The 19,121-nt window shown below is 68.9% G+C and carries 26 protein-coding genes, 1 tRNA gene and 1 pseudogene; 10 read left to right on the forward strand and 18 right to left on the reverse strand.

The features are described 5' to 3' along the window. Positions 1 to 2 precede the first annotated feature (2 nt). The 9 genes from LW587_RS00620 to LW587_RS00660 all read right to left on the reverse strand — a co-directional run bounded on the left by LW587_RS00620 (position 3) and on the right by LW587_RS00660 (position 7,682). Entirely contained in the window at positions 3 to 1,727 is a 1,725-nt protein-coding gene (locus LW587_RS00620; protein ID WP_232627736.1) for an L-aspartate oxidase, read from the reverse strand. After that, positions 1,724 to 2,335, reverse strand: a complete 612-nt coding sequence (locus LW587_RS00625; RefSeq protein ID WP_232627737.1) for a fumarate hydratase C-terminal domain-containing protein — start codon at positions 2,333 to 2,335, stop codon at positions 1,724 to 1,726. The genes LW587_RS00620 and LW587_RS00625 overlap by 4 nt, the downstream gene beginning before the upstream one ends. A gap of 31 nt (positions 2,336 to 2,366) precedes the next feature. Further along, positions 2,367 to 3,239: a fumarate hydratase gene (locus LW587_RS00630; protein WP_232627738.1), complete on the reverse strand. Its 873-nt coding sequence runs from the start codon at positions 3,237 to 3,239 to the stop codon at positions 2,367 to 2,369. A 28-nt stretch (positions 3,240 to 3,267) separates the two neighbouring features. Further along, on the reverse strand, positions 3,268 to 3,609 hold the full coding sequence (locus tag LW587_RS00635; protein ID WP_232627739.1) for a succinate dehydrogenase, cytochrome b556 subunit: 342 nt from the start codon (positions 3,607 to 3,609) through the stop codon (positions 3,268 to 3,270). 8 nt (positions 3,610 to 3,617) lie between these two features. Further along, positions 3,618 to 3,947: a succinate dehydrogenase gene (locus LW587_RS00640; RefSeq protein ID WP_232627740.1), complete on the reverse strand. Its 330-nt coding sequence runs from the start codon at positions 3,945 to 3,947 to the stop codon at positions 3,618 to 3,620. Continuing rightward, a complete protein-coding gene (locus LW587_RS00645; protein WP_232627741.1) occupies positions 3,944 to 4,699 on the reverse strand; it encodes a succinate dehydrogenase/fumarate reductase iron-sulfur subunit in 756 nt (251 codons plus the stop codon). Before LW587_RS00645 ends, LW587_RS00640 begins: the two co-directional genes overlap by 4 nt. Further along, on the reverse strand, positions 4,696 to 5,715 hold the full coding sequence (locus tag LW587_RS00650) for an ABC transporter substrate-binding protein (protein ID WP_232627742.1): 1,020 nt from the start codon (positions 5,713 to 5,715) through the stop codon (positions 4,696 to 4,698). The genes LW587_RS00645 and LW587_RS00650 overlap by 4 nt, the downstream gene beginning before the upstream one ends. 307 nt (positions 5,716 to 6,022) lie before the next feature. Further along, complete coding sequence (locus LW587_RS00655; RefSeq protein WP_232627743.1) at positions 6,023 to 6,919, reverse strand: ABC transporter permease; 897 nt, start codon at positions 6,917 to 6,919, stop codon at positions 6,023 to 6,025. Then, positions 6,912 to 7,682, reverse strand: coding sequence for an ABC transporter ATP-binding protein (locus LW587_RS00660; RefSeq protein WP_232627744.1), 771 nt, complete (start codon positions 7,680 to 7,682; stop codon positions 6,912 to 6,914). The genes LW587_RS00655 and LW587_RS00660 overlap by 8 nt, the downstream gene beginning before the upstream one ends. A 492-nt stretch (positions 7,683 to 8,174) precedes the next feature. On the opposite strand from LW587_RS00660, the gene LW587_RS00665 reads away from it, so the two are divergent. From LW587_RS00665 to LW587_RS00680, 4 genes are all read left to right on the forward strand, one after another. Beyond that, positions 8,175 to 8,735, forward strand: coding sequence for an RNA polymerase sigma factor (locus LW587_RS00665; RefSeq protein WP_232627745.1), 561 nt, complete (start codon positions 8,175 to 8,177; stop codon positions 8,733 to 8,735). Continuing rightward, positions 8,735 to 9,514: an anti-sigma factor family protein gene (locus LW587_RS00670; RefSeq protein ID WP_232627746.1), complete on the forward strand. Its 780-nt coding sequence runs from the start codon at positions 8,735 to 8,737 to the stop codon at positions 9,512 to 9,514. Before LW587_RS00665 ends, LW587_RS00670 begins: the two co-directional genes overlap by 1 nt. Before the next feature lie 153 nt (positions 9,515 to 9,667). Next, positions 9,668 to 10,960 carry a sulfite oxidase gene (locus LW587_RS00675; protein WP_232627747.1) on the forward strand — a complete coding sequence of 431 codons (1,293 nt, stop codon included), beginning with the start codon at positions 9,668 to 9,670 and terminating at the stop codon, positions 10,958 to 10,960. Positions 10,961 to 10,964: 4 nt separating this feature from the next. After that, the gene (locus LW587_RS00680) at positions 10,965 to 11,315 is read left to right on the forward strand and encodes a hypothetical protein (RefSeq protein WP_232627748.1); all 351 of its coding nucleotides are present in this window, start codon (positions 10,965 to 10,967) and stop codon (positions 11,313 to 11,315) included. Positions 11,316 to 11,434: 119 nt separating this feature from the next. On the opposite strand, the pseudogene LW587_RS00685 reads toward LW587_RS00680, so the two are convergent. Beyond that, a pseudogene (locus tag LW587_RS00685) lies at positions 11,435 to 11,620 on the reverse strand (IS3 family transposase); the annotation flags it as partial. A 473-nt stretch (positions 11,621 to 12,093) separates the two neighbouring features. Then, positions 12,094 to 12,189 (reverse strand) — tRNA-Met (locus LW587_RS00690). A 118-nt stretch (positions 12,190 to 12,307) separates the two neighbouring features. On the opposite strand from LW587_RS00690, the gene LW587_RS00695 reads away from it, so the two are divergent. Continuing rightward, positions 12,308 to 13,828 (forward strand): tyrosine-type recombinase/integrase, encoded by a 1,521-nt coding sequence (locus LW587_RS00695; protein WP_056246677.1) that lies wholly within the window; start codon positions 12,308 to 12,310, stop codon positions 13,826 to 13,828. Between the two features lie 81 nt (positions 13,829 to 13,909). After that, on the forward strand, positions 13,910 to 14,263 hold the full coding sequence (locus tag LW587_RS00700; RefSeq protein ID WP_056096895.1) for a hypothetical protein: 354 nt from the start codon (positions 13,910 to 13,912) through the stop codon (positions 14,261 to 14,263). Between the two features lie 87 nt (positions 14,264 to 14,350). Here LW587_RS00700 and LW587_RS00705 read toward each other — a convergent pair whose 3' ends face one another. From LW587_RS00705 to LW587_RS00735, 7 genes are read right to left on the reverse strand one after another with little or no spacing between them, the layout of a single operon-like run. Next, positions 14,351 to 14,521 carry a hypothetical protein gene (locus tag LW587_RS00705; protein ID WP_232627749.1) on the reverse strand — a complete coding sequence of 57 codons (171 nt, stop codon included), beginning with the start codon at positions 14,519 to 14,521 and terminating at the stop codon, positions 14,351 to 14,353. Further along, positions 14,518 to 14,928 carry a hypothetical protein gene (locus LW587_RS00710; RefSeq protein ID WP_056096899.1) on the reverse strand — a complete coding sequence of 137 codons (411 nt, stop codon included), beginning with the start codon at positions 14,926 to 14,928 and terminating at the stop codon, positions 14,518 to 14,520. The genes LW587_RS00705 and LW587_RS00710 overlap by 4 nt, the downstream gene beginning before the upstream one ends. Continuing rightward, on the reverse strand, positions 14,925 to 15,197 hold the full coding sequence (locus tag LW587_RS00715) for a hypothetical protein (protein ID WP_056096901.1): 273 nt from the start codon (positions 15,195 to 15,197) through the stop codon (positions 14,925 to 14,927). The genes LW587_RS00710 and LW587_RS00715 overlap by 4 nt, the downstream gene beginning before the upstream one ends. Further along, positions 15,194 to 15,622 carry a hypothetical protein gene (locus LW587_RS00720; protein ID WP_056096904.1) on the reverse strand — a complete coding sequence of 143 codons (429 nt, stop codon included), beginning with the start codon at positions 15,620 to 15,622 and terminating at the stop codon, positions 15,194 to 15,196. Before LW587_RS00720 ends, LW587_RS00715 begins: the two co-directional genes overlap by 4 nt. 11 nt (positions 15,623 to 15,633) lie before the next feature. After that, positions 15,634 to 16,284 (reverse strand): hypothetical protein, encoded by a 651-nt coding sequence (locus LW587_RS00725; protein ID WP_056096907.1) that lies wholly within the window; start codon positions 16,282 to 16,284, stop codon positions 15,634 to 15,636. Further along, complete coding sequence (locus LW587_RS00730; protein WP_056096909.1) at positions 16,281 to 16,598, reverse strand: hypothetical protein; 318 nt, start codon at positions 16,596 to 16,598, stop codon at positions 16,281 to 16,283. The genes LW587_RS00725 and LW587_RS00730 overlap by 4 nt, the downstream gene beginning before the upstream one ends. Continuing rightward, the gene (locus tag LW587_RS00735) at positions 16,591 to 16,821 is read right to left on the reverse strand and encodes a hypothetical protein (RefSeq protein ID WP_056096912.1); all 231 of its coding nucleotides are present in this window, start codon (positions 16,819 to 16,821) and stop codon (positions 16,591 to 16,593) included. The genes LW587_RS00730 and LW587_RS00735 overlap by 8 nt, the downstream gene beginning before the upstream one ends. 59 nt (positions 16,822 to 16,880) lie before the next feature. Between LW587_RS00735 and LW587_RS00740 the strand changes: the two genes are divergently transcribed. The 4 genes from LW587_RS00740 to LW587_RS00755 all read left to right on the forward strand — a co-directional run bounded on the left by LW587_RS00740 (position 16,881) and on the right by LW587_RS00755 (position 19,121). Next, on the forward strand, positions 16,881 to 17,420 hold the full coding sequence (locus LW587_RS00740; protein WP_156384032.1) for a hypothetical protein: 540 nt from the start codon (positions 16,881 to 16,883) through the stop codon (positions 17,418 to 17,420). 364 nt (positions 17,421 to 17,784) lie between these two features. Then, on the forward strand, positions 17,785 to 18,129 hold the full coding sequence (locus tag LW587_RS00745; RefSeq protein ID WP_056096918.1) for a hypothetical protein: 345 nt from the start codon (positions 17,785 to 17,787) through the stop codon (positions 18,127 to 18,129). A 105-nt stretch (positions 18,130 to 18,234) separates the two neighbouring features. Then, positions 18,235 to 18,510 carry a hypothetical protein gene (locus tag LW587_RS00750; protein ID WP_056096921.1) on the forward strand — a complete coding sequence of 92 codons (276 nt, stop codon included), beginning with the start codon at positions 18,235 to 18,237 and terminating at the stop codon, positions 18,508 to 18,510. Positions 18,511 to 18,581: 71 nt separating this feature from the next. Next, positions 18,582 to 19,121: a hypothetical protein gene (locus LW587_RS00755; RefSeq protein ID WP_056096924.1), complete on the forward strand. Its 540-nt coding sequence runs from the start codon at positions 18,582 to 18,584 to the stop codon at positions 19,119 to 19,121.

The raw sequence follows: 19,121 nt of genomic DNA on the forward strand, positions 1-19,121 counted from the left end.
CCTCAGGCGGCGGCGTCGAGGAGCGAGCCGCCCGGCCGCACATGGGTGAAGGCGACCGGCTCCATCGCGATGTCGAACGCCTCCCCGCGGCGCCGCACCACCGTATAGGCCGAGGTGGCGAGGTCCGAGGGCTCGGGATAGTCCTCGCGGAAATGCGCGCCGCGGCTGTCGGTCCGGGCGAGGGCCGCGCGGGTGATCGCCTGCGAGACCAGAACGAGGTTCTCGAGGTTCAGCCGGTCCATCCAGGTGAGCGCGTAGCGGCGGTCGCCATCCGGGGCACCGGCGCGGGCGATCGCCTCGGAGAGCCCGTCGAGGGCGTCGAGGGCCCGTCTCAGGCCGGCCTCGTCCCTCAGGATGCCGACGTCGCTCCACATGGTCTCGTAGAGAGCCTCGCGGATCGCCGGCAGCTCGCCCGCCGGGCGGCCCAGCGGCCCGTAGGCGCGCGCGAGCCCGGCCTCGAGCGCGGCGGGATCGGGGTCGGCGAGGCGCCCGTCGTGCGCGACGGCGCGGGCCATGGACTGGCCGGCGAGGCCGCCGAACACCGTCGAGTTCGCCACGCCGTTGCCGCCGAGCCGGTTCGCGCCGTGGACGCCGCCGGTATCCTCACCCGCGGCGTAGAGGCGCGGCAGGGCGGTGGTGCAGTCCACCGCGAATTGAACGCCGCCCATCAGGTAGTGGGCGGTCGGGATCACCTCGACATGCCCACCCGCGAGGTCGAAGCCGCAATCGGCGCAGCGCTCGACCATGCCCTTGAAGCGGCGCCGCACATCCTCGGACCCGAGATGCCGCATCTGGATGTGGACGCCCCCGCTCGGCGTGGCGAAGCCCTCGCGGATCCGGCGGATGATCGAGCGGCTGACCACGTCCCGCGTCGCCCGCTCGGCGCGGGGATCGTAAGCCTCCATGAAGCGCTCGCCCGTGGAATCGAGCAGCCAGCCGCCCGCCCCGCGCAGGCCCTCCTCCAGCACGGTCCCGGTCATCCGGGTGCCGGCCCCGGCGAGCAGGCCCGTCGGATGGAACTGCACCATCTCCATGTCGCGCAAGGGGAGCCCGGCCCGCAGCGCCATGGCGAGCCCGTCGCAGGACTTGTCGCCCGACGGGGTGTGGTACTTGTACATGGTCGGCCCGCCGCCGGTCGCGAGCAGCACGGCCTTGGCCCGCACCAGCTTCGGCGCGCCGGTGCGCATGTCGAGCATCAGGACGCCCGCGAGCCCCGATCCGTCGCGGGCCGGGATCAGCTCCAGCGCCCGGTGATCCTCCAGGCGGCGCACGTCGCGCCGCCACACCTGCTCGGAGAGCCGGTTGATGATCTCGATGCCGGTGAGGTCGCCCTTGTGCACCGTGCGGTCGAAGGTCTGGCCCGCGAACGCCTTCTGATGGACGCTGCCGTCCGGGTTGCGGTCGAAGAAGCAGCCGAGCTCGGTTTCCAACTCGCGGATGCGCACCTGCGCCTCGGTGACGAACGTCCAGGCCAGCGCCTGGTCGTTCAGCCACTTGCCGCCCTCGACCGTGTCCATGAAGTGGCGCTCGACCGAGTCGCCGGGCGCCAGGGCCACGTTGTAGCCGCCCTGGACCATGCGGGTGCAGCCGCATTTGCCGAGAAGCCCCTTCACGGCGATCGTCACCGCGAGATCCGGCGCCGCCTTCTTGGCGTGGAGCGCGGCGAACAGGCCGGCCCCGCCGGAGCCGAGGATCAGGAGATCGGTCTCGACCTGCGGGCAGATCATCGCGCGTCCTCCAGGCGGGCCACCACCGCGTCGCGCCGGGCGGCGACGTCCCGCTGCACCTCGGCGAAGAGCGAGCCGCCATGCGAATCCATGCCGACGAGGAGCGGCCCGAAATCGCGGATCGCGAAGCGCCACAGGCTCTCGGGATGGAGGTCGTCCATGTCGACGTCTTCGATCCGCTCGATCCAGGTGGTCTCCAGCGCGGCCGCGCCCCCGACGATGGCGAGGTAGGCGCCGCCCCGCTCGGCGAAGGCCTTCAGCGTCGCGGCCCCCATGCCGCCCTTTCCGACGATGAGGCGCACGCCTTCCCGCGCCATCAGCGCGTCGGTGAAGCGCTCCATGCGCATCGAGGTGGTGGTGCCGATGCAGAAGGGCGCGTAGCCGACCGGCGCCTCGGGGGAGGGGGGAACCCGGTGCACGTTCGGTGCGGTGTGGATCACCGCGTGTCCGGCCAGGTCGAGCCGGGTGCGGCGATCCCGGTCGAACATGTGGATCAGGGTGGCGTCGCGGATGCCGAACAGCCAGCGCCGCAGCGTGACGGTGTCGCCGACCTTCAGCCGCCGGATCTCGGCCTCCCCGGCCGGCATGTCGAGGTCGTGGTGGGCCACGGATGCCTCCCCCAATGAAGTGCGGCGGAACTCAGTCGAAGGCGATGCCGCCCGGGGTGATCGTCGCGCGGGCGCGGCGGGCCGAATGGCACTGGATATTCACGGCGACCGGGTTCTGGGTGATGTGCGTGGCGGCGAGCTCCACATGCACGGCGAAGCTGGTCGAGCGCCCGCCGAGCCCCTGCGGACCGATGCCGAGTTCGTTGACCGCGCGGGACAGCTCGGCCTCGATCCGGGCGCCGTCCGGGTCGGCGCAGACCGAGCGCAGGGGCCGGGTCGCCGCCATCTTGGCGAGGTGCATGCAGAGGTCGGAGGTACCTCCCAATCCCACCCCTACGATCGTCGGCGGGCAGACCCGGCCGCCGAGTTCGATCACCCGGTCGATCACGAAGCGCTTGGCCGCCCCGATCCCGTCGGACGGCAGCAGCATCTGGAGGAACGAGCCGTTCTCCGATCCGGAGCCCTTCGGGATCATCTCGACGGCGACGGTCTCGGGTGAGGCGTCAAAATCGACATGGATGATCGGCACCCGGATTCCGCAGGAGGTCTGCTCGTTTGTCCGGGTGATCGGATGGACCACCGAAGAGCGCAGGGAGAATTCCCGCGTGGCCCGCTCGCAACCGCGCCGGATGGCGGCCTTGAGCTCCGCGCCGTCGAAGGTGACGCCGCGGCCGATGCGGATGTTGTAGATCGGGATGCCGGTGTCCTGGCAAAGGATGTTCTGGGTGCGCTCGGCGACCGCGACGTTCTCCACCATCGTGTCGAGGATCGCGCGGCCGGTCGTGCTGGTCTCGGCCCGCTGCAGGTCGGCGAAGCCCGCCTTGATGTCGGGCGGCAGGATCTTGAGGGCCCGGACGTAGAGGTCGCGGCAGACCTCCTCGAATTCGCGCAGGTCGAGCTCCATGGCGGATCTCCGGATGGCGAGCGGGCGGTCAGGCCCCGCTGAGCAGGAACAGGAGGCCGACCGCGAAGGAGGTCGCGAGGCAGCCCGAGACGACGATGGCGGTGCGCTCGCGGTAGCTCAGCCACTCGATCGCGAGCACCCGCAGGCCGAGCGCCATGTGCGCGGCGAGCGCGCAGACGAGGCCCCACTCCGCCGTTCGGACGAACCCGTTATGAGTGAGGCCGAGGAAGGTCTCCAGCCGGTCGGCGCCCTGGAGCGCCGTGCCGAGGGCGATGAAGTGCATCGGCAGGAACAGCGCCAGGGCGATGCCGGAGAGGCGATGGACCAGGGCCGCGGCGTATCCGGGCCGGCGGTGCGGCGCCTGGGTCACCCCGGCCCTCATGCCCCATACACCGCGAGCGCCGCGCGCAGGCCGAGCCCGGCCAGGAGCGCCGAGAGGGCCAGCATCGCGAGATCGAGGGAGCGTCCCCGCCAGGCGGTCCATTCGCGCAGGATGCTGCGCAGGCCGATCGGCGCGTGGATCGCGGCGGCCAGCACGAAGACCGCGTAGAAGAGCAGGAAGCCGAGGCTGCCCTGGGTGCGCCCCAGGATCTCGCCCGCGGTGAGCCCGCCGCGCACGGCGTAGAGGATCGTACCGAGATGCACCGCCACAGTCAGGGCGAGGATCGCGGCGGTGCCGCGCTGGGCGAGGTAGAGCAGCGGGCTCATCCGCGCCTCCAGAGCCGGCGGAGCGCCGCCTTGCCGGTCTCGCGCTTGAGCCCCGCGATCGCGAAGGTGGGGCTCAAGCTTTTGGGACAGTGCTCCGTGCAGCTCATATGGCTGTGGCAGGAATGGCAACCGGCATCACCCGCCACGGCTGCGAGGCGCGCTGCGCCGCCACGGTCCCGCACGTCGTTGACGAGCGTCCAGGCGCGGTTCAGCGCGGCCGGGCCCAGATAGTCGGGGTTCCACGTCACGACATCGCAGGCGGCGTAGCAGACGCCGCAATTGATGCACTCGATGCCGGCATCGGCCTCCCGGCGCTCCACAGAATCGGGCAGCACCGCCGCGAAATCGTCGGGCGGGTTCTCGCCGGGCTCGAAATAGCCGTGGGCGCGGCGCCACTTCTCGAAGAAGGGCTCCATGTCGACGGCGAGATCCTTCACCACGGGCAGGTTTCGCAGGGGCTCCAGCAGCAGCTCGCCCTCGGGGGCCACGGCGGCGACCCGGGTGCGGCAGGTCCAGCGCGGGCGCCCGTTCACCGTCATGCCGCAGGAGCCGCACATGCCGACCCGGCAGGCGAAGCGGTAGGCCAGGGTCGGGTCCTGATCGCGCTGGATCTCGGTGACCACGTCGAGCACCGTCTGGTTGGCCCGCCGCGGCACCGCGAAGGCGGCAAGGCCGTCGCCCCGCCGGACGCGGACCCGCAGCACCTCGGTCGCCCCCCGGGCGACGGCCGCGTGATCCACCGGCGCCGTCACCGCCCGGCTTCCTTCGGGGCGCCGGACTCGGGCGCGGGGAAGAACAGCTCGCTCTCGGCGCTCGCCTTGGCCGTGACCAGCCCGGCGCGGTTCATGTAGGCGAGGTAATCCAGCATCCGCTTGGACGTCGTCGTCCACTCGTTCTGCGGCGCGCGGATGATCGCCACCGCTTCGTCTTGCGAGAGCTTCGAACCCTCGGCCTTGATCCAGAGCGCGGCGGCCCGGTTCGGATCGTCGCGGATCAGTCTCAAGCTGTCCTCAAGGGCCGCGAGGAAGGCCGCGGTGACCTTCGGGTTCGCCGTCACGAAGCGGCCGGAGGCCCAGACGAGATTGAAGGTGTGCGGGCCGCCCATCACGTCGAAGCTGTCGAGCACCTTGCGGGCGCGTGGGTCCTTCAGCTCCAGTTCCTGGAAGGGCGGCGCGCCGAAATGCGCGGTGATCTCGGAACGCCCGCCCAACATCGCGGTCTGCGCGTCCGGATGGCCCATGGAGACGGTCAGCGGGTCGAGCTTGGCCTGCTGGCCCGGCCCGAAGGCCTGCTCCGCGGCCATCTGCAAGGTGATCGCCTGGATCGAGGTCTTCGCGGTCGGCAGCGCGATCTTGTCCTTCGGGCCGAAATCCTTGATCGACTTGACCTCCGGATTGATCGTCACGAGCCAGAGCGGCATCGCGTTCAGAGCCGCCACGCCCTTCACCTTGATGTTGGTCTGCGTCCGGCCCCAGATCGTCAGGAACGGGCCGACGCCGCCGGCGGCGAGGTCGAGATTTCCGGAGAGCAGGGCCTCGTTCATCCCCGAGCCCCCGGTGAAGCGCAGCCACTCGGCCTTGATGTCGAGGCCGCGGGCCTTGGCCTGCTTCTCCAGCAGGCCCTCTTCTTCCATCACGGTCAGCGGCAGGTAGGAGATGCCGAACTGCTTGGCGAGCCGGACGGTCGAGACCTCGGCCTGGGCCGCGCCGAGCGCCGCCCACAGTGCCGCGACCGTGCCGACGAGCCGGACGATGCTCCGTGCCGTCATGGCGTTCCTCACCAGTTTCGCGCCGATCTGTTCAGGCCGTCAGCGTCTCGGTGAGGATACGCCGGTGCCCCAACCTGTCAACATTCATATGTCATATACATGACTTGGGGGCGTCAGGCCGGGCATCATCGCGGCCCGGACCTCGGCGAGAGTTCCGGCTCATGGCCGGCAGTCGAAGGCTCTTCTCGGATCGGGCCCTCCGTGGACGTCCGAACGGGGCGTGCGACGGCCGCGATCGTCCCGTGGCGCCTGGCGGCGCCGCGCGACGCGGAGGGCGATGAGATGGGCCGCGCGCGGCCCGGCGGCGTCAGGCCTGCATGCCCCAGCGCCGGATGGTGTGGCGCTCGATCGTCTGGAAGATCAGGTTCTCGACGACGAGGCCGATCAGGATCACGGTGAGGAGGCCGGCGAACACGTTCGGGATGTCGAGCATGTTCTTGTTCTCGAAGATGAACCACCCGAGACCGCCCGAGCCGGACGAGACCCCGAACACCAGTTCCGCGGCGATCAAGGTCCGCCACGCGAAGGCCCAGCCGACCTTCAGCCCGGTGAGGATGCTGGGAAAGGCCGCCGGGATCAGGATCTTCCGGATCAGGCTCGCACCGCTGAGCCCGTAGTTGCGCCCGACCATGGTCAGCGTCCGGCTCACCGAGAGGAAGCCCGAATGGGTGTTCAGCGCAATCGCCCAGGTGACGGAATGCACCAGCACGAAGATCAGGCTTCCGTTGCCGAGGCCGAACCAGATCAGCGCCAACGGCAGCAAGGCGATCGCCGGCAGCGGATTGAGCATCGAGGTCATGGTCTCGAGGAAATCGGTGCCGATCCGCGAGGCGATGGCGAGGCCGGTCAGCAGCGTGGCGAGGACGATCCCGATCCCGTAGCCGACCAGCAGGATCTTCACCGATCCCCAGGCGCGAAGCGGCAGCGTGCCATCCGCCACGCCACGGAAGAAGGCCGCGAGCGTCGAGGTGAAGGTCGGAAAGAGCAGGTCGTTGTCGAGGTAACGTCCGTAGATCTCCCAGATTGAGGCCAGAACGAACAGGATGAGGAGCTTGCGCAGCCAGGCTTGATTGTAGAGCAGCTCCAGCGTCGAGAGCGGTTTCTCGACGATCGTGCCGCCGTGGGCGGTCATCCGATCCCGGACGATCTCGGGACGCAAGGGAGTCACGGGCGCAGCCTCGGCCAGGGCCTTCGCGCTAGACATTCTCCGCCTCCTTGATCTCCTCGGCAAACAGCATCTGCTGGATGCGGTTCTCGAGGCCCGCTTGCTCTCCCGGCGCGCCGACGCTGTTCAGCTCGGCCTTCACCTCACCGGGATGCGGCGAGAGCAGGAGAATCCGCGAGCCGATCTTGATCGCTTCGGGGATCGAGTGGGTGACGAACAGGACCGTGAAACGGGTCTCGTCCCAGAGGGCGAGCAACTCGTCCTGCATCCGCCGGCGGGTGAGGGCGTCGAGGGCGGCGAAGGGCTCGTCCATCAACAGGATGTCGGGCTCCATCGCCATCCCGCGGGCGATGGCGACGCGCTGCTTCATGCCGCCCGACAGCATGTGCGGAAAGCTGTCGACGAACTTCGTGAGGTTGACCTTGTCGATATAGGCCATCGCCCGCTCTTCCGCGGCGCGCCCGGTGAGGCGACCCGAGGCTTCGAGGGCGAAGACGACGTTCTGCTTGACGGTCTTCCACGGCAGGAGTTGGTCGAATTCCTGGAAGACCATCATCCGGTCCGGGCCCGGACCGGTCACCGCCTGACCCTTCAGCCGGATCTCGCCCTCGGTCGGTGCCATGTAGCCGCCCACGGCCTTCAGCAGCGTCGACTTTCCGCAGCCGGAGGGGCCGAGCAGCACGAAACGATCCCCGAGCAGGACGTCGAAGCTGACCTTGTAAGTGGCGGTGATCAGGTGATGCGGGGTCTTGTATTGGAGCGTGACGCCGTCGACTTCCAACAGCGGCTGATTCAAGCCCATATGCTCCTCCCTGCGCCGCGGCTCAGGCCGCGATCTTTTGCGAGCTATGTCTTGTCTTGATCCGCGCCGCGGCGATGCAGGCCGCCGCAACGTTGAACGTCCCGAACCGTCGGTCCCACGACACGGGCTTCGCGGCCTTGGTCCGCCGTCTCTCATGACGCCCGGCCCCGGCGGGCGGGACCGGGTCGCTCGGCCGAGCTCGCACGCCGAAGGCGGACATCCCACACTCTGATAGCAAGCTCACGCTCCTCCATCAAGATCATATATCATTTACAAGACTAGGGCGGGTTGCTCGGACGGGGCGTGCGCCCGTTGCCCCCCGCGCAAGGGGCGGGGCCCGTCGCGCGTCGGCGGAAGGCCGCATCGGCGGGCGGCCGTCAGCCTCTTCGATCGGTCTTGCGTCACGAAACAGCCCGAACGTCAGCGTTATCGCGGCGGAGACCCGCCCCTCCACCTTGTCTTTTGCCGTCGCGGCCGGTCACCCTGCGCCGGATGGTGCGATCCCGGATCGACCCGGTCGGAGAGGGGTACGCCGCTCTGCGCGATCTTGTCGAACAATGTCTGCGGGAGAGTTGGGGCCAACTCTACGGGTACGCACTCAGTCTGTGCGGCGAGCCGGACACCGCGCGCGACCTGATCCAGGCCAGTGCGGTCAAGGCGCTGGGGACGGCCTCGCCCCCGCGGGAGCGGCGCGCCGTCCGGGCGTGGCTCTTCCGCGTGATGCGAAACGACTGGATCGATCGCACGAGGCGGTCCGCCGTACGGCGGGCGGAGGCCGGACCGATCGAGCCGGCACTCGGCGTCTGGGCCTACGAGGATGCGCGGATCGCCGAGATCACCGTGCGGCAGGGCCTCGCCCGCCTCGAGGCCGGGCACCGTGAGATCATCGAACTGGTCGATTTGGCCGGCTTTCGCTACGCGGAGGCGGCCGAGGTCCTGAACCTCCCGGTCGGGACCGTCATGAGCCGCCTCTCCCGGGCCCGCCTCGCCCTGCTGGACGCAATCGAGGGAAGCCAGGTGACGCCCCTGGAGCGGCGTCGCGGGATGCGATGATGGTGGGCTGGGACGAGATCAACGCCTACGTGGACGGCGAACTGGATGCCGATGACATCGCGCGGATGGCCGCGGCGATCGCGGGCGACGCGTCGCTGGCCGCCCGCGTCGCGACCATCGCCCGGTTGAAAGCCGCGACGGTCGCGACCGCCCGCCCACGCGAAGTGCCACCGCATCCGGTGGGGAAGGCCCCCACGGAACGACGGTGGCGGCCCTCGTGGAAGAGGCTCGCGCTGGCGGCGTCCCTCGCTCTCCTCATCCTCGCCGGAGGCGTGGCGCGGCTCGGCCAGAGCGCGGCCGTCGATCCGATCGCCGCCGCCGCTATCGAGCAGGTCTGGCTGTCGGGGACGGCCAGCGAGGGCCGGGCTGTGCTGGAGGTCGCCGCAGCGGGTCGAACCCACCTTTTCCCGGACCTTTCGGCGGCCGATCTGCATCTCCACTATGTCTCGTTCGGTCCGGCTGGGCAGGCCGGCGGCGCCTTTGCCGGGTATGTCGGGCCGAACGGTTGCCGGCTCGGCCTCTGGTGGGGGCCCGGCCAGGGTGAGACGTATCCGCCGACGCCGCGCGACGTCGGGTCCGTCAGGATCCGTGCCTGGTCGGACGGGCCCCGCACCTTCGCGCTGATGAGTCGGAGCATGGGGGGCGAGCGGCTCGACCACGTGACCGCCCTCGTGACCGCCCTCGTGGCCGACCTCACCCGTCGCACTCGCCCGGACGACGAACGCGCGCGCAGCCCGCTCTACGCTGCGGCCCGGGCGCGGATCCCCTGCCTCGGCTGAGGTCGGGCCCGCGACCTGTCCGCGTGACGCGTCACGCGGGAATAAATCCGCCACCCGCTGCGTCTTTTCGGGTCCCAGGGGCTTGGCCCGCTGGGATGGCACGAGGCGGAGGGGACACTCCGCTCGGTTGCCGCGGATCCGAGGGAGGACGCCATGACCTTGAAGAGCGACGACGCAACCGCGATTCCGCGGCGCCCGACCGGCCTCGACCGGCGCGGCTTTCTTGCCAGGGCTGGACTGGCCGGCGCCGCGCTCGGTGCCGGCGGTGCCATGACGCCCGGCACCGTCCAGGCGCAGGAGACCAAGCCAGCCGAGGCCTCGAAGCCGGGCGGCACGGCCGAGCCCGCCGCATTCGCCTACGAGGGCAAGGATGCCGGGCTGACGGGGCTCGGCGATCGGCCCCTGGTGGCCGAGACGCCGGCGCATCTCCTCGACGACGACACCACGCCGATCACGAAATTCTTCATCCGCTGCAACGGACAGGTGCCGGAGCCCGCCGCCGATCGGGAGACCTGGTCCCTCACGATCGACGGCGAGGTCGAGGCGCCGCTGGTCCTCTCGCTGAAGGAGCTGAAGGACCGCTTCAAACCCGTGACCTACCGCATGGTGCTGGAGTGTGGCGGCAACGGCCGGTCCTCTTTTCAGCCGCCGGCACGGGGCAACCAGTGGACGAATGGCGGCGCCGGTTGTGCCGAATGGACCGGCATCCCGCTGAACGCGGTACTCCAGGCGGCCAAGGTGAAGCCGTCGGCCCGGTACACCGCCCATCACGGCGCGGATCCTCATCTCTCGGGCGATGCCAAGAAGGACAGCCTGTCGCGCGGGATGCCAGTGGCGAAGGCCATGGACGCGCACAACCTGCTGGTCTTCGCGATGAACGGCGAACCGCTGCCGACCATCCATGGCGGCCCCCTGCGGCTGGTCGTGCCCGGATGGCCGGGCTCCCTGTCCCACAAATGGCTGACGCGGATCACCCTGCGCGACCGGGAACATGACGGCCAGGGGATGACCGGGCACTCGTATCGCTTGCCCGAGCGCCCCCTGGTGCCCGGATCGAAAGGCGACGGCGTTCCCTTCCGCATCCTCGAATCGATGCCGGTGCGGGCGGTGACCACGTCGCCGGCGAACGGAACGCGGCTGCCGGCGGGGGCGCGCGATCTCGACCTGCGCGGCGCCGCCTGGGGCGGCGAGGTGCCAATTGCCCGCGTCGAGGTCAGCATCGATGGCGGCCAGACCTGGACCGAAGCGGCGCTCGCACCGCTGAAGAACCGCTACGACTGGCACCGATGGACGGCGCGGCTCACGCTCCCGTCGGACGGCTATTACGAGATCTTCGCACGCGCGACCGATGTCAGCGGCCGGACGCAGCCGACCCTGGCGACCAACTGGAACCCGCAGGGCTATGGCGGCAACGCCCAGCACCGCATCGCGATTCTGGTGGGGTGAGGCGATGTCGATCCGCACCCTGCTCGCCGCGACCATGCTCCTTCTCGGCGCGGCCGCGATCCCGACTCAGCACGCGGCGGCGCGGGAGGAGAGCGCGGAGGCGTTCCCCGCCGGGCCCGGTCGTGACGAGACCTTCGGCACCTGCTCGGCCTGCCACGCCTACCGCCTCGTCGCGGCGCAAGGGTTGAGCCGGGACCGTTGGGACGAGACCATGACGCTCATGACCGAGAAGCACGGCATGCCGAAGCTCGAGGGCGACGAGCGTCGGGTCATCCTCGACTACCTCGCCACCGCCCATCCACCGAAGCGGGCGGTCGGGACGGGCGGATTCCAGGTGCCGTTCGCGCCGCAATAGGCAACGCGCGACCGCCCGGTCGCACGAGCCACGACACGCGCCGGCGCGGGAACGAGGTTTCGCTCTGCGCGCCGGCGCGTCGATCCCGTGACCTGGGCCCCCCCGTTTGCCCTCGTTCCTCACCAGGGTCCGTTCTGGTTCTGGTCCTGTTTGGACCGGGTTGCAAACGCGTCCGGGGTGAGCCCGCCGAAGCTCGTGTGAGGGCAGCGGGTAGCGTCGTCGAACCGCCATGCCTCGATGATGGGCCGCACCGCCGGCAGGCTCCCGTGTCAGGGCTCATCAAGACACTTGTCGCGCGGGTGCCCGATCCGTCACTGTTTCCCGAGGTTTTCGATCGTGACCAGTTTTTACATCAGATTCGACATCGAATTCTGACGGTAAAAAATGGGGAAAGTCTCGGGGTGTGATCGTGCCGTCGTCCTGGCTGGAGGAGTAGCCGCCGCCGCCGGGCATCCCCGTATCGTCGCGCCTTCCCCTGTCGACGGCTACCGCCGCGTCGATGACGCCCCGGTTCGAGACGACTGGATCGCCCGCGGCCGGGCGCGCGAAAATTCGGAAAGATTTCTGGCCGCAGCACGCGTGCGTGCGCATTGGAAGCATCATCCTGCTTGTATCGACCCTTGATGTCGAACTCGCATCCAAATTATCGAGCGTACATGAAGAATTGCAAAAACGAATTTTTGAGTATGATTGCAGTTGCAGTGTGTCGCAAGCCTTTCGGAACAGGCTTCAAGCCATCAAAAACCCGCCAAGTCATTGACCGGGCGGGTGAAAAAATTGGTAGCGAGGGACGGATTTGAACCGCCGACACAAGGATTATGATTCCAAGTGTCTAGGCACTCCGCCCCCGTTTTCAGGCCCTGACGACCCCGCCATAACCCCCTGATGGCGCTGCCGGTCTTCACCATGACACCGTTTCCCCTCTTGCGACCAGGCCGAACCCCGCCCCAGAGTCCCCGCCCCAGTTCCGCCCCTGTTCGTCGGAGTAGCCCGTGGCCGTCACCCTCACCCAGCAATCCGTCGACAAGCACGTGGCGAAGGCGAAGGCGGGCGTGACCCCCTACGACGTCATCGACAAGGGGGCGCCCGGCCTCATCCTCCGCATCAAGCCGCGGGGCCCAAGCTGGGGCCTCAAGTTCGAGAGGGGCGACCGGACGATGCGGTTGAAGATCGGCGTGCCGGGGATCCTCGATCTGGAGCAGGCCCGGAGCATCGCCGGGGCGGCGCGCAAGGCCCTCAACTCGCCCCATGCCGAGCTCGGTGAGGAGTGGCTCCGTGACCAGTACGTCGGTCTCGGCATGGCGCATGCCCGGCCGCAGCGCGACCCCGCCCTGGTCGCGGCGTTCGAGGCCGAGATCCCGCACCTGTTGAACTGGCGCTGGGAGGAGGCGCGGGAATCGTACCTCGCGGAGGTGAAGCGCATCCGCCGCCACGACACCTGGAACGACTACCGGGTGATGCTCGGGCAACCCGAGCTCGCGGTCCTCGCCAATCGCCAGGTCCGCGGCATCACCCGGTCGGAGCTCGCGGTCATCGTCGACAAGATCCACGCGAGCGGTCGGGAGCGGCATGCCGAGCACCTGGCCAGCGTCCTGCGCCCCTTCTGGGGGTACATGGCCGAGGACCGGCGGCAGCACCTCTCCGGCGTCACGACGACGATGGCGGGCCTGAAGGCGCCCGAGCGCTCGACCGAGGCCAAGGTCCGCTCGAACGGAAAGGAGCCGGGGACCTACATCGCGACGCCGGCCGAGGTCGGGACCGCGGTCGCGGTCGCGCGATCCGGCATCCTCGACCGCTCGGTCTCGATGTCGCTGGAGCTCCTCATCGCGACCGGCCAGCGCCGTCGTCCCGTCGCCGGCGCCCTGACCGTCGATTTCGTCGACTGGATCGAGATGCCGGGCTGGGGCGTGTGGTCGATGGGCCCGAGCCACCGCAAGACCGCGGCGAAGCGCCAGGACAAGCACCGGCACGTCGTTCCGCTTCCGCCGGCGCTGTGGGCCCGCATCCAGGAGCAGCTACGCCGGACCGGCGGCTCGCCGTACCTGTTCCCCCAGATCCGCCCGAAGAAGGCGGGCGGCGATGCGTTCGGCCACATGTCCGACGCCGCCATCAACCACAGGCTCATCGACCTGGGGATCAAGGCGTCCCCGCACGACCTGCGGCGTTGCCTGTCAACGACCCTGCAGCACGAGTTCCGGGTGTCCCGCGACACGGTGAAACTCGTGCTCGATCACAACGAGGGCATCAGGAGCGACGACGTCTTGGAGCGGCACTACACGGCTGACGACCGCCTCGACCAGAAGGCGCCCGTGATGGAGCAGTGGTGCGCCTGGGTCGACGAGCAGGTCGCGGCGACGGTGCTCCCGGACCTGTCGACGCTCCGGGCGGACATCACGCGCCGGCGCCGCGAGAACGAGGCCGCCGGCAAGGCCAAAACGGCTGCGCTGAAGGCTGCGAAGGAAGCCGAGGAGAAGGCCAAGGCCGCCGCCGAACGCGAGGCAAAAGCGGCCTGATGCGTCGTATTTGATCGATTGGATTCAATCAAAGGCGACGGGTCGGCCTGCATGGTGTCCCCATCACCGGAGGACACCATCATGAAGCGCTATACCCCTGAGAGCCCCGAGCTCATCTCGTACCTCGCCGAGATGATCGAGCCGGCCAAGGCGAACATCGGCATGATCGCCCAGGAGCCCATCCCGGCCGACGCGCTGAACATCCTCATGGCCAACGGGGACGTCGTGTACGGCTACTGGCCCGAACCGGACCCGACCAAGCACAACATCGGCGGCTACGGCGTGGCCGTCCTGAAGGGTCAGGCGATCCTCGACAAGCGCAGGGAGCCCGGCGAGGAAATCGATCTCGTGAGCGTCCCGGTCATGTTCCGCGAGAAGGCCGAGGCGCATGCGGCATGGCAGGTGTTCGGCGAAGGCCGAACCCTCCACTCATAGGCCGAGGCAACCGGCGTCCGCTCGCAGAGCAAGACGTCCTCGCCCTTGCAGGGCCGCCCACAGCATAAGGTGGGCCGCCTCCGTGCGCTAGCCTGCCCGCCACATCTCCGCCGGCGTCGGGAATCGCACCTTCACCGCCGGGTCCGCTATGGCCTCGACGATGGCGCGCTGGTAGCCGGACAGGCGCACCGAGGCGCCCGGCGGGGACAGCGCCACGTTCTCCGAGATCCAGTCGGCGACGTCGGATGACTTGGTCATGCCTTGCCTCCATCGATCTTGATCAGCGGCGAGACGGCCTCGTCCGACCACGGCAGGACCGTCACGGGCCGGATGAGCTCGTGCCGAAGTCCATCCCGTATCCACTCCAGGGTGCGCTCGGCCTCCTCAAGCGGGTAGTCGACGGGCGCCTCCTCGCCATCGGCGTCGACCCGGAATGGCTCGTAGGCGACCCGGGCCTTGGCCTTCGAGGCGAGGCACACGCCCTGGCCTTGTGCGCCCATGTCGTCGAGGCACTGCCACATGGCATCAGCCAGGGCATCGATCTCGGACCGGCGCATGATCACGAACCCGAGTTCAGCGAGCTCATGGACGAGGACCTCCGGCTTGTCGCCACAGATGGACGTCCATCCCTCGATCTTGGCCAGCGCGGCCGCATCGGTCGTCATGCCCCACTCTCCTCGATCAGCAGGATGGCGGAGATCTCCTCCACCACGCGCCATGGCCACAACTCGCCGGCGATCTCGTCCAGCCTATCGACGGCGGCCGCAGCGCGCCCGGCCGGGAGCACCCGCTCGATCAGGCGCACGTCAGCCTCGCTGAGGTCGACGTCGTTCCCGGTCGCGAACACGAACTTGATGCCGTGGCTCTCCGAGACCTCGACGACCTGCGGCTCGCGTCTCTCGACCGAGGCCCACCAGAACCCACACTCGGTCATGCCGCGTCCTCAGCCCAGATGCGCTCGTAGAGCTCTGCCTCGGCAAGCACGAGTTCGCCGGCGACCGTGCAGATCTTCTCCGGGAACCAATACCCCCAGTCGTTCGCCGCCTTGGCGCTTTGGACTGCCTCCTCCAGGGTGCACGCCTCCTCCTCGTGCGGGGCGTGATGCATCCAGCCATGGATGACGAACAGCTTGGGGCGCGCTTCCAGCCGGGCGAACTCGGCCTCCTTCGCCAAATGGGCCACCACCGCCTCGCTCAGGGTGGTCTCCGCGGCGCCGAGGTCGGTCCAGACCTGCAGGTTCGGCACCGCGATGCTGTCGCCCTTCTTGTCCTTCACGAACCCTTCGACGGGCGCCGCGCATGCCTTCATGCGGGCCTCGCGCCAAGCGACCGCGGCGGTTTCGAGCTTCGATGAGAACATGGTCGTCGCCCTCAGCCGTAGTACCGGGAGAAGTCGAGCTCGCGGCTCTTGAGCGCGGCCGCCGCGATTCGCGTGGCGTCCCGGTGCCCGTCGACGACCGCCTGCAGGGCCGTCTGGTGCAGCCAGTCTTCGACGATGTGGTCGGCGCAGGACCAGTGGATGCTCCGCTGGTCGGCCAAGGCAGCCACGATGGCGTCGACCGCCTCGACGGAGAGCGCCGGGCGCTCCTCGACGTCGATCCAGCAGATGACGTGGCCGTACCGGTCCCAGTCGCGGACCCTCTCGTGCTGGACGGTGAACACCTCACCGCCCTCGTCCGAGATGCCGTGCAGCAGCATGATGTCCTCGTCTTCGCTGCTGCCGCTCCAGTAGAAGTACGCCCACACCGGACGGTCGGTCGGGATCCCCTTGTGCCCGCTCTGCCATCTCGGACGGTTGCGGGAAGCCTCCAGGGCCTTGATCGCGCACGCCCGGCATCGCCGGCACCGCTTGTCGCCACCGACGTGGACTTCCACACAGTCCTGGCAGGTGCCCATGTACCCGCCCGGCGCCCACCCATGCCCACGCAGGTCCTCCGCGGAGTAGCCGTCGACGGGGTTGTCCCCTCGCAGCGTCAGGGGCGCCGCGTTGCGGAAGGTGCGCCCAGCCCAAGCCTCGGTCATGCCGCCGTCCCTCCCAGCAACCGCCTGACCGTGATGGCCCTGCGCATGTGCTCGATCAGCTTCTCGCTCGCGTCCTCGGAGAACCGCTTCGGGTCGCAGCGCCAGGCGTTGAAGACGAGGTCCGCGTCGGACTTGGAGACTGGCTCCCGATTGAGCGTGTACTCGCCGCCCGCCGCCTCGATGCGGATCGCCTCCACGTCGGACCGATGACCGATGGCGCCGAGGGCATCGCGCGCCATGGGGCCGACGACGAACGCCTCCCAGGTCGCGCTTCCGATGATGATGCCGGACGTTGTGGTGTGCTTCTCAGCCATGGAAGGACCCCACGGCCGGCAGGTCGGCGTCCCGGGCGCGGCCGGTGTCCTTGACGAAGCCCCTCTCCCATGAGGGCACGCGGATCTGAGCTTCCGCCTCCTCCCGCCGGGCGCGCTCCCGGACGAGCTCGTCGTGGAGCTCCAGGACGCGGCGGGCGAGCTCGCGCTTTTCGAGGGAGAGCAGGCCCTTGAGGTCCGGCTTGAAGATCGACAGGTCGGCCATATCAGGCGGCCTCCATCACGCGGCCGAGGGCGGCGGACGAGCCGTAGCCGTCGAGCAGGTTGTTCGTCGGCCTGATTGAAGAATTTCGGGAAGGGCGTCGCAACCACGGCGCCACGGAATGGGTCGATGATCAGCCCGCGGGCCAGCAGCGTGAAGGCATCCCAGCCGTGGTCGTACACGCAGCGCTGCGTGTAGCAGTAGAGGATCAGCCCCGTGTCCTGGCAGGTCTTCCGACTGACGAGGCCGGCGGACCGAGCGCGCTCCAGACCCCTGATCAGGTCGTTGAACGGGATCGTACGGGCAGGATGGATGCCGGCGGGCGCAGGCCGCGATTCGTGCGCCCGGAGGACCTCAGCCTGCTCGGGCGTCGCCACGCGGGCGCGCTGCCCGTGGACGAGCGGCGACGGCGCGCCCGGGGCGACCAAGGCGTGCTCGGTCGTCGGATCGGCCAGCAGCGCGTCGAGGGCCGCCTGATCCTCGGCGTAGAAGCCGGGCTCGATCCCGGGCGGGCCGCCTTGCTCCGGTACGTGCCAACCTGTGCCCACTGGGGTCCCCTCGAATCGATCCTTCGAGAAGTCTCCGCAGCGACCAGGCGATGATCCAGCCCGGCGTTAACCGAGGCGGCACGAGGCGATTGACGGGGGCGGCGGGCTGGCTATCTTGAGGTCAGCCGGCACGTTGTCGGGCAAACCAACCAACGCGACTTTCTTAGCCTCTGGTTCACGATCCCTCCCAGTCTAGGGAGGACAGACCCTACGAAGACCCCCGCTGGTCATTCGACCACGGTTCACTCCATCTGGGGTGCGGACTACGAGCAGGGCTCCCTTCACCGGGGGCCCTTTCTCGTTGTGGATAGTGCACCTCGCAGCTTGACGGCGATCCCGCCGTCCGTATTCTTCCCAGTGCGGTGTGGCCGATGCCCGCCCAGCTTTCGAACTCCTCATCTCTAGAGGCCGACCAGAAATGAAGCTCAAGTCCACTGCCAGAATCCGTCTGTCCATCATCCTCCGCTTCGCGTGGCGCGTCCTCGTGTGGCCCGTGCTGTTCGTGTGGACGTTCGAGGATCGGTACCTCCAGCGCCGCCCCGATCCGATCCCCACGAGCATCGAGGGCATCCGCGCGAACCTCGCCCGCACTGATGAGGCCCTCGCCGACATCCGCGAGATCATCCTCACCGGGCGCAGCAAGAACGGGTTCGCCTTGGCCCAGATCTGGCTCAAACTGCAGGAGCAGCAGCAGGTCCTCCAGGCCGCCCTCGCCACCGCCCTGGCGGAAGAGGTCCGGCACACCCAGCCCCTAGCCGCCTGAGCGGCCCTCCCTTCTCCCCCGGCGTGCTGGGGGATCGGGGAGCGCCGACCGGCCGCCCCGCGGTGAGATCTACTCCGCCGCTTAGAGACTCCCTGGAGGGAAGTAATGACAACGGAATCCAACAAGCAGAAGCGCTACGACCGCCCCGTCCTCTTCAGGACTGCCTGGGAGTACGCCCGGTACGTCGAGAGCCTCGTCCAAGTCCCCGCGAGCAAGCTCTTCCCCCATGCGATCCGGGTCGTGTGGAAGCTTGAGAAGGGGAAGGAGGAGCTCGCGCTCGCGACCTCGCAGCTGTCGCTGGAGCAGGCGCAGCAGTACGCGGCTTACTCGAAGAAGCGCCTGTTCGAAGCTGTGGCGCATTTCAACAAGAACCGCGCCTAAAACCCCACCCATCCACGTTGTCCAAGGGCGGTCCAGAAGGGGCCGCCCTATTGATTCGAGGGCCTCCCCCCATGGCGCGCATCATCCTCCACCCCGGAGCCAAGGCCGACGTTGGCGTCCCCGTCGGCACAATCGACGGGCAGGTCCTCTCCTTCGTCGACAAGACCCCGCACATCGACGGCGAGGCCGTTCCGTTCGATGAGATCGGACGCGACCTGTCCGATGCCGTCGAGGAGGCCGCCGTGGTCATTTTCGGCAACGAGTGGAGCACCGATTTGGGGCGGGTGACGGGCCTAAACCGGCGCACGGTGACCCGCGACAGGATCGAACGCTTCGGCGTGGCGGCGTGGGTCTACACGCTCCTCGGTCGGGCCGCGACGTCCAGTTGCCCAAGGGCGTTTGGGTACATGCTGCTGGCCTCGGCCGAGCTCTGCGACCGGGGGCCTTACTCCAAAGGAAAGGGCGTCGACCAGGGCCCCAGCATGCGGGAGCGTGCGTATCTCGGCGGGATGGCCCGCGTCGAGATGGAGAAAGCCTATGCGGAAATAGATCATGCCCGCGCCGAGCGTGAACATTTCCGTTTTTTGAAGACCCAGGAAGGAGATCAGTAA

The sequence above is a fragment of the Methylobacterium sp. Leaf118 genome (assembly GCF_920984675.1).
Taxonomy (GTDB): Bacteria; Pseudomonadota; Alphaproteobacteria; order Rhizobiales; family Beijerinckiaceae; genus Methylobacterium.